This window comes from Stenotrophomonas sp. AGC87 (assembly GCF_057333975.1).
The window spans coordinates 1-11,399 of the sequence record NZ_JBHFHW010000012.1 but is presented as its reverse complement, the minus strand read 5'-3'; the positions used below and the strand labels follow the sequence as shown (position 1 = coordinate 11,399).

At 65.0% G+C, this 11,399-nt stretch carries 10 protein-coding genes, 1 tRNA gene and 1 pseudogene; 7 read left to right on the top strand and 5 right to left on the bottom strand.

Annotated features, from left to right (window positions below; genetic code table 11):
* The first annotated feature begins 53 nt into the window (after window positions 1-53).
* A complete protein-coding gene (aroA, locus tag ACE026_RS05780) occupies window positions 54-1,367 on the top strand; it encodes a 3-phosphoshikimate 1-carboxyvinyltransferase (RefSeq protein ID WP_486038304.1) in 1,314 nt (437 codons plus the stop codon).
* 162 nt (window positions 1,368-1,529) lie between these two features.
* Here the strand turns inward: aroA and ACE026_RS05775 are convergent, their stop codons facing one another.
* Together ACE026_RS05775 and ACE026_RS05770 are read right to left on the bottom strand one after the other, a co-directional pair.
* Window positions 1,530-2,081: an energy transducer TonB gene (locus tag ACE026_RS05775; RefSeq protein ID WP_486038303.1), complete on the bottom strand. Its 552-nt coding sequence runs from the start codon at window positions 2,079-2,081 to the stop codon at window positions 1,530-1,532.
* A gap of 148 nt (window positions 2,082-2,229) precedes the next feature.
* On the bottom strand, window positions 2,230-2,865 hold the full coding sequence (locus ACE026_RS05770; RefSeq protein ID WP_486038302.1) for an energy transducer TonB: 636 nt from the start codon (window positions 2,863-2,865) through the stop codon (window positions 2,230-2,232).
* A gap of 112 nt (window positions 2,866-2,977) precedes the next feature.
* Between ACE026_RS05770 and serS the strand changes: the two genes are divergently transcribed.
* Complete coding sequence (gene serS / locus ACE026_RS05765; RefSeq protein WP_486038301.1) at window positions 2,978-4,258, top strand: serine--tRNA ligase; 1,281 nt, start codon at window positions 2,978-2,980, stop codon at window positions 4,256-4,258.
* Between the two features lie 127 nt (window positions 4,259-4,385).
* On the opposite strand, the gene ACE026_RS05760 is transcribed toward serS, so the two are convergent.
* Window positions 4,386-4,745: an SH3 domain-containing protein gene (locus ACE026_RS05760; protein WP_486038300.1), complete on the bottom strand. Its 360-nt coding sequence runs from the start codon at window positions 4,743-4,745 to the stop codon at window positions 4,386-4,388.
* Between the two features lie 376 nt (window positions 4,746-5,121).
* Here ACE026_RS05760 and ACE026_RS05755 point away from each other — a divergent pair, with 376 nt between their 5' ends.
* Entirely contained in the window at window positions 5,122-5,709 is a 588-nt protein-coding gene (locus tag ACE026_RS05755) for an OB-fold protein (protein ID WP_486038299.1), read from the top strand.
* 159 nt (window positions 5,710-5,868) lie between these two features.
* On the opposite strand, the gene ACE026_RS05750 is transcribed toward ACE026_RS05755, so the two are convergent.
* The gene (locus ACE026_RS05750) at window positions 5,869-6,450 is read right to left on the bottom strand and encodes an FMN-dependent NADH-azoreductase (protein ID WP_486038298.1); all 582 of its coding nucleotides are present in this window, start codon (window positions 6,448-6,450) and stop codon (window positions 5,869-5,871) included.
* Window positions 6,451-6,576: 126 nt separating this feature from the next.
* On the opposite strand from ACE026_RS05750, the gene ACE026_RS05745 reads away from it, so the two are divergent.
* Window positions 6,577-7,569, top strand: coding sequence for a LysR substrate-binding domain-containing protein (locus ACE026_RS05745; RefSeq protein ID WP_019184298.1), 993 nt, complete (start codon window positions 6,577-6,579; stop codon window positions 7,567-7,569).
* 84 nt (window positions 7,570-7,653) lie between these two features.
* On the opposite strand, the gene ACE026_RS05740 is transcribed toward ACE026_RS05745, so the two are convergent.
* Window positions 7,654-8,991, bottom strand: coding sequence for a DUF7256 domain-containing protein (locus ACE026_RS05740; RefSeq protein WP_486038297.1), 1,338 nt, complete (start codon window positions 8,989-8,991; stop codon window positions 7,654-7,656).
* A gap of 292 nt (window positions 8,992-9,283) precedes the next feature.
* Here ACE026_RS05740 and ACE026_RS05735 point away from each other — a divergent pair.
* The 3 genes and pseudogenes from ACE026_RS05735 to ACE026_RS05725 form a co-directional block, all read left to right on the top strand.
* Window positions 9,284-9,373, top strand: a tRNA-Ser gene (locus tag ACE026_RS05735).
* Between the two features lie 903 nt (window positions 9,374-10,276).
* Window positions 10,277-11,035, top strand: coding sequence for a DUF932 domain-containing protein (locus tag ACE026_RS05730; protein WP_486038339.1), 759 nt, complete (start codon window positions 10,277-10,279; stop codon window positions 11,033-11,035).
* 30 nt (window positions 11,036-11,065) lie between these two features.
* Window positions 11,066-11,399, top strand: a pseudogene (locus ACE026_RS05725) (transposase); the annotation flags it as partial.

Genomic DNA, 11,399 nt, shown 5'->3' with positions numbered 1-11,399 from the left:
CTCCCGTACACCGTTGCATCGCCGCCGCGGCGCCCCGCCCCCTAGGATTTCCGATGACCGCATCTCCGTACTGGATCGCCCACAAGGGCCAGCCCCTGCAGGGCAGCCTGACCATTCCCGGTGACAAGTCCGTCTCGCATCGCTCGGTGATGTTTGCCGCGCTGGCCGATGGCGTGTCGCGTATCGATGGCTTTCTGGAAGGCGAAGATACCCGCGCCACCGCGGCGATCTTTTCGCAGATGGGCGTGCGCATCGACACCCCGTCGCCCTCGCAGCGCATCGTGCACGGCGTCGGCGTGGATGGCTTGAAGGCACCGAGCGCCCCGCTGGACTGCGGCAATGCCGGCACTGGCATGCGTCTGCTGGCCGGGCTGCTGGCTGCACAGCCGTTTGACTCGGTGATGGTCGGCGATGAATCGCTGTCGCGCCGCCCGATGCGCCGCGTGACCGGTCCGCTGGCCGAGATGGGCGCGAAGATCGATACCGAGGCCGATGGCACCCCGCCGCTGCGCGTGCATGGCGGCCAGGCGCTGCACGGCATCACGTTCGCCTCGCCAGTGGCCAGCGCCCAGGTCAAATCCGCCGTGCTGCTGGCCGGTCTGTATGCCGATGGCGAAACCTCTGTCACCGAGCCGCACCCGACCCGCGATTACAGCGAGCGCATGCTGCGCGCGTTCGGCGTGGATATCGAGTTTTCGCCGGGCAAGGCACGCCTGCGTGGCGGCCAGCGCCTGCGCCCGACCGATATCGTGGTGCCGGCCGATTTCTCCTCGGCGGCGTTCTTCCTGGTGGCGGCGAGCGTGATCCCGGGTTCGGAACTGCGCCTGCGCGCGGTGGGCCTCAATCCGCGCCGTACCGGGCTGCTGGCGGCGCTGCGCCTGATGGGCGCGGACATCACCGAAGAAAACCATGCCGAGCAGGGTGGGGAAGCGGTGGCCGATCTGGTGGTGCGCTACGCACCGCTGCACGGTGCCGAGATTCCCGAAGCACTGGTGCCGGACATGATCGATGAGTTCCCGGCCTTGTTCGTCGCGGCGGCAGCGGCGCAGGGCCAGACCGTGGTGCGCGGTGCGGCCGAACTGCGGGTCAAGGAATCAGATCGTCTGGCCGCGATGGCGACGGGTCTGCGCACGCTGGGCGTGCAGGTGGATGAAACCGATGACGGCGCCACGATCCACGGCGGCGCCGTGCTCGGCAGCGGCACCATCGAGAGCCACGGCGATCACCGCATCGCGATGGCCTTCGCGATTGCCGGCCAGCTCAGCAGCGGCGAGGTGCGGGTCAATGACATCGCCAACGTGGCGACGTCCTTCCCGGACTTCGATGGTCTGGCGACCGGCGCGGGTTTCGGGCTTCGCGCCGGCTGAGGTAGCGCCGGGTTCTGCCGGGCTGCTGCTTCCAGATGTCAGGTATGCGTGGTTGCCGGGCAGCGCCCGGCACTACCTTGACCTCGCGCGGACGCGGTGCTTCGCAGAACAAAAAAGGGAGGCCATCGGCCTCCCTTTTCGTTTCCGCCTCAGCGCATCACCTTAGCGCTCGGTGCGGAAATCCACCGGCACGCGCACCACGCTGGCCACGGCACGGCCGTTATTCATCGCCGGCTCGAACTTCCAGTCGCGCACGGTGGTCAGCACCGCACGATCCAGATCGCGATCACGCGTGCCACTGCGCTGCACGATGTTCGCCTCGGTCACCTGGCCGCGGGTATCCACGTTGAGGCTGGCCACCACGCTGCCCTGCACGCCGCTGCGCAGGGCAGTGCGCGGGTAGGCGGGCTTGGCGTTGCTTGCCAGCGGACGGGCCTCGCGGTTACGCACAGCCGGCGTGGCCTTGCGCGCAGCGGGTGCCGGCGTGGTCGCCACCGGTGCAGTCTCGGTGGCGGGCAACATGCGCTGGCCCACCGGCGCGTCGTTCGTATCGCCCGGGGTGGCATACCGCAGCCACACCAGCGCGGCGGCGAACATCGCCACGATCAACGCCACCCACAACCAAGGGGAGGTGCGGCGAGGGTGGGGCTCATCGATCACGTCGCGCTGATGCTGCGGCGAGCGGGGCATGTCCGGGGCATGGGTAACACTCATGGCTGACTCCTGGTGTCGATGTGACACCCGCAGTCTTGCCCGGACACGGTTGCGGATGTGTCAGCGCACCGTCAACGCGATGACTGCATTCCCATCAAGGTTCAGTTTGCTGAGCCGTTGCGAAATCGCCGCGTGATGCGGCGATGAATCATTGCGGCGTGAAGTCGAACGGCACTTCCAGGCTGCCAGGCACGGGCACGCCGTTGTTCTGCGCCGGCTGGAAACGCCAGCGACGCACCGCATCGGACGCCGCGCGGTCAAGGTCGCGTGAACCACTGCGCTGGATCAACGTCACGGCCGAGGGATAGCCGGTAGCGTCCACATCCACGCGCACCACCACCGTGCCGCTGTCACCGCGGCGCAATGCGGCGGGCGGGTAACTCGGCGGCGGCGACTGGCCGGCGATCGGCTGCGGGCGGTCGCTGGGCGCCATGGCCGTCGGCGCGGCAGGCGCGGCGGGTGCAGCCGGGGCGGCCGGCGGTGGCGGCGGGGCGGTTTCCACCAGCTGCGGCTTTTCCTCGTTGACCGGCGGGGCCTTGGCGTCGGGCATGTCGCTGGAGCCGGCGGCAGCGGCCAGCGGCTCGGGCAGCGGCACCACCTCGGCCACCTGGGCGGGGGTCTGCGCGGCCGGGTCGGCCTTGTAGAAGTCGTTGTTGCGGCTGCTCAGCCATACCACCAGGAACAGCAGCAGGCCCACGCCGAAGGCGATCGCGGCGATCACGAGGCTGCGGCGGGGCAGGTGGAAGGTGATGTTCTTGCCAGAAGTCGAGCGGGAAGCAGACATGGGGCATACCGTATGGATCACCGCGATTCTGCCACGCCCGGGATGAACCGGCGGCAGAAAAACGCATAACAGGCGATAATCCCCCTCCGAATCCGTAGACCCCTCTGCCGCCATGCTCGATCCAGCCCTGCTCCGCCAACAGCCCGCCGACCTTGCCGAACGCCTGCGCACCTCGCGCGGTTTCGAGCTGGATGTCTCCGGGCTGGAGTCGCTGGAAGCCGATCGCAAGCGCATCCAGGTGCGCACGCAGGAGCTGCAGAGCCTGCGCAACAGCCGTTCCAAGGCGATCGGCCAGGCCAAGGCCAAGGGCGAAGATGTCTCGGCGATCATGGCCGAGGTGGCCGCGTTCGCCGATGAGCTGAAGGCCTCGGAAGTGGCCCTGGATGCGCTGCGCGAGAAGATCGAAGCGATCGCGCTGGGCATTCCGAACCTGCCCGCCGAGGATGTGCCGGCCGGCAAGGACGAGTCGGAGAATGTCGAGCAGAAGCGCTGGGGTACCCCGCGCGCGTTCGATTTCCCGGTGCTTGATCATGTCGAGCTGGGCGCCCGCAACCGCTGGCTGGATGGCGAGACCGCGGCCAAGCTGTCCGGCTCGCGCTTCACCGTGCTGCGTGGCCCGATCGCGCGCCTGCACCGTGCGCTGGCGCAGTTCATGCTCGACCTGCACACCGGCGAGCACGGCTATGAAGAAACCAATGTGCCGGCGCTGGTCAACGCCGAGTCGCTGCGCGGTACCAGCCAGCTGCCGAAGTTCGAGGACGACCTGTTCAAGACCGCCGTAGGCGAATCCACGCGCTACCTGATCCCGACCTCGGAAGTGCCGCTGACCAACATCGTGCGCGATGAGATCATCGATGCCGAGCAGCTGCCGCTGCGCATGACCGCCCATTCGCTGTGCTTCCGTGCCGAAGCTGGCAGTGGCGGCCGCGACGTGCGCGGCATGATCCGCCAGCACCAGTTCGAGAAGGTGGAGCTGGTCGCCGCGTGCACCCCGGCGCAGAGCGATGAAGAGCACCAGCGCATGACCCGCTGTGCGGAAGTCGTGCTGGAGAAGCTCGGCCTGCCGTACCGCAAGGTGCTGCTGTGCACCGGCGACATGGGCTTCTCGGCCATCAAGACCTATGACCTGGAAGTGTGGCTGCCCTCGCAGGACACCTACCGCGAGATCTCCTCGTGCTCCAACTGCGGTGATTTCCAGGCGCGCCGCATGCAGGCCCGCTGGCGCAACCCGGAAACCAGCAAGCCCGAGCTGCTGCACACGCTCAACGGCTCCGGCGTGGCGGTTGGCCGCGCGATGATCGCGGTGATGGAGAACTACCAGAACGCCGACGGCAGCATCACCGTGCCGGATGCGCTCAAGCCCTACATGGGCGGAGTCGAGATCATCGGTTGATCCAGCGCTGTGACCGTATGAAGAAAGCCCGCCGAAAGGCGGGTTTTTTGTTGGCGCCCGGTAGAGCCACCCCATGGGTGGCTGCAGGTGATGCATGACCCGGACGGCAGCCACCGATGGGGTGGTTCTACCGGGGCGTCATCGGCGTCAACACGCCCATCGGCACCCAGCCAGAGGACGCGCCGCCGACCACCGCGCACCACACCCAGCTGTTGAGCTCGCGCTCACCGCGCACCTGCTGGCCCACGTCGACATCCAGTTCGCGCGCACAGTAAGCCTCGGCCGCTACCGCATCGCCCTGTGCGTTGCGGCCGATCACCTGCGCGGGCACCCAGCCAGCTTGCTGCCCCGGCGTCTGGCACAGATAGCAGTTGTCCCAGCCCTCGGGCCCCTGATAGCGCTCGCCGACCTGCAGTGCGTCGCCGGGTTGCAGGGTGATCGGATGTGGGAATTCGCTGCGGTGGGCGGCGATGACGCGGTAATCCATGGGCGCTGATCAAAAGATGGATGACCCAGCATAGCGATGTGCGCGGACCTCGATGGGTTGAATGCGTCATTTCCGGCGCTTCCGGGACCGGTCTTCCCAAGGTAGGGCGGACCTCCATTGCGCTGTCGGGGCGCACCGCCATCGATCACCAGATGAACGCCCCCTCCAGCGCGGAATCCTCTGCCCTCAAGGCGCTGAGGGCGAAGGGCGCGTTACGGGAATCTCCGGCGGAGGCGGTTGGATGTGACCTGCGTCCACTCCGGCACCGGTGCGGACAGGACGATGGCCAACGTCATTCACTTCCCGCAGGACAACCACCGTGAACGCAGTGGCCGCAACAAAGCCGCCCTCCCATCCGGCAGGGGCTGCCGCGTGGATGCTCCTGGCAATCGCCTGGCTGTGTTTCCTGATTCCTTTTCCCGGGCTGGGGTTCTTCATCGGCTGGCCGCTGAATCTGGCGGCCTTCATTCTGGCGATCGTGGCGATGTCCCACGGTGGGGCCCGCAAAGGCATCGCCCCGTTGCTGCTCTCACTGATGGTCTCGCCGCTGGTGTACTTCGCCGGCATCGCCGTCTTTGCTGGCGCACTGAGCGCGGTCAGCGGCCCGCGGGAAAACGCGCATGCTGCCGAGGCAGAGGGCGATGCGATCAGCGTGCTGGCCGCCACGCTCGAGCTGGCCGCCCGGCAGCTGTATCTGGACTATCAGGCCAATGAGATCGCCGCCGACGTGCTCTACAAAGGCAAGGCATTGCTGATCTCCGGTGAGGTGGTGGCCATCCAGAGCGATTTCCTGGATCAACCCGTGGTCCACCTGGCCGCCGGCCCGGACGCGCGGGTGGTGCTGATGGGGCTGACAACGAATGCCGCAGCGGGCCTGCGCAAAGGCGAGACCATCAACGCGGCCTGTACCGGCGATGGCATGACACTGGATGTCCCGACAGCGCGCCACTGTGATTTGAGGTAATCCGATGGCCGCGCTCCGCCAGCGGCGCGGTACCCGTAGGCAGGTAAAAAGATGGCCCCGAAAGGGGCCATCAGGGGAACGCCGGCAGGGGAGAGAGAACCGGCGTCCCACCACCACACCGTCACGACGAGGGGGAGGGAACGGTGTGGGTCGCCCGGCTCACGCCGCGGCGAGTGCTTCCGGCTGCGGCAGCGCGGCCAGGGCCTGCGCAATCGCATCGGTCCGGTGCTGCGGCGAGTAGGCGATGCCCTCGGCCCGCACGAATTCGACGTTGTCGATGCCGAAGAAGGCGAAGACCTGGCGCAGGTACGGATCCTGGAAGTCGGTCGGGGCGCCGGTATGCAGGCCGCCGCGGCTGCTGGCCACGATCACGCGCTTACCGCCGGCCAGGCCCACCGGGCCGTTTTCGGTGTATTTGAAGGTGCGCCCGGCCACGGCCAGGCGGTCAATCCACGCCTTGAGGGTGGAAGCGACGCTGAAGTTGTACATTGGGGAGCCGATGACAACCACATCGGCGGCCAGGAACTGCGCCAGGACCTGCTCGGCGTCGGCCACTTCAGCCGGGTCGGACTGGGCCAGGGAGGTGCTGCGCAGGTGCGGGACCGGCTGGGCGTCGAGGTCGCGGTAGCTCACCTCCAGGCCCGGCACCTGGTCGCGCCACTGCTGGACCACGGCGGCGGAGAGCTGGCGGGAAACCGAGTTGTCGCCAAGCACGCTGGCGTCGATGTGAAGAAGCTTCATGGCAATCACCTGTTTTCTGGGGAGGGGCGGGGCAAGGCGCCGCCGACGAAGAACAGGTTAGGTTGTTGCCTGTTTGGAATAAAGGTGGTTGAATACCACGTATTGTTCTATATCTGGAACTTCGGTATGCAAGACCTCAACGACCTCTACTACTTCGCCATGGTGGTGGATCATGGTGGCTTCGCCGCAGCAGAACGCGCGCTCGGCATCCCCAAATCCCGCCTGAGCCGCCGTATCAGCCAGCTGGAAACCGACCTGGGCGTGCGCCTGCTGCAGCGCTCCACGCGCCGCTTCGCGGTGACCGACGTCGGCACCAGCGTGCATCGCCACGCGCAGACCATGCTCGCCGAGGCCCAGGCCGCGCGTGAGGTGGTGGATCGCCTCAGCGCCGAGCCACGCGGCCTGGTGCGCGCCAGCGTGCCGGTCTCGCTTGCGCAGATGCAGCTGCCCAAGCTGCTGCCGATCTTCCTGGCGCAGTACCCCAAGGTGCGGCTGCAGCTGAACATCAGCAACCGCCGCGTGGACATCATCAATGAAGGCTACGACGTCGCCCTGCGCGTGCGCTCGCGCCTGGATGACGATGGCAGCCTGGTGATGCGCAGCTTCGGCCAGGTGCAGGAACTGCTGGTCGCCAGCCCCAAGTACCTCGATCGCGCGGGCCGCCCGAAGGATCCGGACGAGCTGACCAATCACGTCACCCTGAGCATCAGCGAAGACGAAGCCCGTCAGCGCTGGGAACTGCACGGCCCCGAAGGTGCGGTCCGCCGCGTGGACCTGCAGCCGCGCGTGGCCGGCTTCGATTTCCCGCTGCTGCAGAGCATGGTCAAGGATGGCTTCGGCATCACCATGCTGCCAGAGACCGTCTGTGCCGACGCCGTGCGCAACGGCGAACTGGAAGTGGTGCTGCCGGACTGGTCGCTGCCGCAGGGCATCTGCCACGCCGTGTTCGCCTCCCGCCGCGGCCTGCTGCCGGCGGTGCGCGTGTTCATCGACTTCCTGGCCGAACACCTGCCGCCGCAGCTGGAGGCCTCGCGCCTGGACTGTGGTGGGGCATGCGAGCGGGCCAAGGAAAAGATCAAGGCCAGTGCATTGGGTGCGTTGGCGGTGGATGCGGGGTGAGCCCCGCCCATCTCGTGCATTGCTCAGCTGCAAGCAAAAGGCCCCGCAAGACGGGGCCTTTTCAATTGCGTCAGCGTGAATCTCTCACCCGCATGCCCAATCCAGCTGCATCTTCTCCAGATCCAGCTGGGCATTCCCGCCCCCGAAGTTGAAGCCACCGAAGGCCTCTTCGAACTCAAGGTAGTAGGGCCCAAAATCGGGGTAGCCCTGATTGGGCACCATGGTGCCACCAAGGTGTGCCAGTTCAGTCCAGCGGCCTAGATCAAGCTCGTTGCCCTTGTCGCTATATGCGGGAATGTAACCACTCTCCTCGCACTCGTTCTCCCACTCGCGGGGAGGTTTGCCAACATTGGGGTCGTTGTCGCGGACTGCTGATCGTATGGGGAAGGCGATGCTTATGCCTGATACGCAGCCCGCTTCTGCACCGTCCAGCGATGTTTCCTTGTTTCGTGTGTAGAGCCACGAGTCGGGGAGGCAATCGGCGTAACTCTCCGTCATCCAGCATGGCGAACCGTCAAGATGGGCTGAGGCAAGCGTCGGTGGCCGGCACAGCTGAGCGTCAAACTCTTCCTGGGTCAGCCAGATGGCGGTGTAGCGTGTACCGAGGTCATCTTCCATATCATGGTGGTGAGGGTGCCGGGCATGGAGGTGTTGCCAGAACGGAAGAAGGGCCTTGTCCGTGGGTGCTTCGGGTGAGAGCGGAGCATCAAAGAAGGCCGATATCTCATCGCTAGCATCTAATTCCTCGAACTGAGCATCGACAAACAGGCTAAGGCCAACCAAGTGCTGGCCTTGTGTGCGGTAGTCCGATGGGACGTGTAGCGTAAATGCGTGCCGCAAGGGGTATCCGTACGCCGGGCTCAACGGCCATTGCTCAGGGGTGATCCCTGGAGGAAGGCCTAGCGTCCATCCAGCTGCCCATTCCGGGCCGCGTTCACGCATCGCAAGCACCTGCTGGGGATCGAGATCTAGATCAAACGCCCGGGTCAGGCTTGGGTCGGCTACTGGTAGCTCACGTTCTCGATACACCGGCATTGGCTGGGAAAGCTCGATGCTCCGGACTACCCCATCCTGCACACCCACGTTCAAGCGGTAGCCGTCGCCCGTGACGTCGCAGTATCTGGACAAGCCAACAAGTTCATCAGCATCTCTTTCTGCCAACTGTAGTGCCGGCCGCGTAGCGAGGGCAGCGCAAAGGTGCATACCAATGTGCAGCCCTTCGATCACCACGTGCTCGGGAAAGGTGCGCAGAAACATGATGTACCCCACGCGGCCTTCAGCGTCGAGCCGTGCACCGACGCTGCCTGGCGTGCAGGTGACGTATCCGTCCTGGCCGGGTGCCACCCAATGCTTACCGAACGTACTGGCTACGGTCTCCAGCGGCATCATGGGGCGGAGGCGGGCGAGTTTTATGACTTTCATTCGGGGGTCGATGCATGGGGGGCAGGTACACGACGATAGGCGACAGGGCCGGTTCTTTAGAATGCAATTTCTTGCAAAGTCGGGTGCATCGGCCGCTGCGCTGTAGATGCCGCCCGAGTCGTGCATTGCACTGTTTCAAGGCGGGCCTCGCCCCCATTCGGTTCCGCGACCCCGCTTACGGCCAGCCCCCGCGCGGGCCCGTTATCCGAGCGCAGGGAAGCAGCAGCCCCCTTGGGCAAATGGCCCACAGCATGCGAGAATAGGGCGCTACCCGGGAGGCCGGGAGCCGAATGGAGAGATGGCCGAGCGGTTTAAGGCACCGGTCTTGAAAACCGGCGAAGGGTCATTCCTTCCGTGGGTTCGAATCCCACTCTCTCCGCCAGACATATTAACTAAGTTCCTGTATTTTATGGGCTTTTTTAATTTCCCGCCTCGCTGGTATGCCATCTGGTATGCCACGGCAGGTTGGCTTGCTTTGGATGCTAAAGGACGGCCACGGATATCTAGTCTGAGTAAGGAAGGTCCTGTGCCGACACCTGGGCAGCCCTCCTAATTTGGGGTGTGCTGGAGCATGGCCGCTTGTCTGCAGTGACCCGGACCTCTTTGAGTTTGTGTCGACTGCTGTGTTTCCCTTATCGGGTCGCTTTCCATCCCTGTAGAGTGCCGGCGGTACTCTCTACAGCTCGGTGGGCTACCAAGGATGCAGATGTCGAAGATCGAGGCGATGAGAAGGGGCTAGAGTCTGGTGCTTGCTAGACCCGCCGAACCGATAGAGGTGGTTGGCGTGATTCCAAGGGGCCAGGCGCCATCCTTGGTCGATCGCTCTTCGGCAGGTGTCGTTGCCGAACGCATATTGCTTAGAGAGGACTACTTGTCCTTCGCAGAGCCACAGCCAGCCGCCTGCGGTCCTTCGAGGCTGACGGGCACGGTGGCAGAGTCCAACGGCCCTGACGCTATGAGGGACCTAGATGTTCCATTCAACACGCTGCCCAATTGGCTGACGGTGCCAAGTCTGGCCAGCCTCGGCGTTCGCCCCGGCGCCGGCTGTAAACGAGCTGGGGAGTGAAATGAGCCGGCTTCACAAGGATTGAACAAGATTTCAAACACATACTACCCCCTCGAAGCTGGTAGGAACTGGCTTCGGGCATGACGCTGCCGCAGTAGCCTATTTTCAGGAGCGGAGAAGGATGAGGAGCAGGGTAGAGTTGGTCCACTGCATTATGGCGGTGGCCACCGCTGTTCTGGCGGGGATCATTAAGAGCACGGCTAGCGCGGTTTGCAGCAGATGTTCCTGCATGGTCGAGCCGTTCGACTGATTTCTGATCAACTTGGTACCTCGCATAAGGCCCGGGCATTGCTCGGGCCTTATGCGTTTGTGCCGCCAATAAACGAGGAGCACGAGATGCATTTAGTTGAAACAATGGCGTACGCCGGCGAGAGGCCGTGGCATGGCTTGGGGAGCCGGCTTGCACCGCAGCAGCCCATTGATGCCTGGAAGTGCCAAGCCGGCATGGACTGGAAGATCGAGGAGGCGGAAGTGCGCTATGTCGCTGGCAACGATGCCACTAGCGCTATCCATTCGTACCCTGAGCAGAAGGTGCTGTACCGCTCCGACACCCGCAAGCCGCTGTCGGTGGTCTCCAAGCGCTTCCAAGTGGTGCAGCCGGGCCAAATCCTGGAGTTTTACAGGGATCTGACTGCCAACGCCGGGTTCGAGCTTGAGAGCGCCGGGGTGCTGCGCGAGGGCCGCAAGTTCTGGGCGCTGGCCCGCACCGGCCAGAGCACGACGCTGAAGGGCCGCGACAAGGTGGATGGCTACCTGCTGCTGGCCACGGCCTGTGACGGCACACTGGCGACCACGGCGCAGTTCACCTCGGTCCGGGTGGTCTGCAACAACACCCTGTCCATCGCGCTGGGCAATGCTAGCGGGGCCATCAAGGTGCCACACCGTAGCCACTTCGACCCGGATGCGGTGAAGCGTCAGCTGGGCATAACCGTCTCGTCGTGGGACGGTTTCGTGGCCCCGACGTCCCCCCGAGATTGAGTAGCGAAGCGGTTTGGAGTCCAATCCTCAATGACAAGGAGATTGGACGTGAAGAAGCGCTTTTCCGAAGAGCAGATCATCGGCTTCCTACGCGAAGCCGAGGCCGGCATGCCCATTAAGGACCTCTGCCGCCAGCACGGCTTCAGCGAGGCCTCGTACTACCTGTGGCGCAGCAAGTTCGGCGGCATGAGCGTGCCCGACGCCAAGCGGCTCAAGGACCTGGAGGCGGAGAACGCACGCCTGAAGAAGCTACTGGCAGAACAGGTCTTCGAGAACGACGTCATCAAGGATGCGTTGCGAAAAAAGTGGTGACCGCACCGGCGCGCAGGCTGCTGGTGCGGAGCATGGTCGAGAAGGGGTTGAG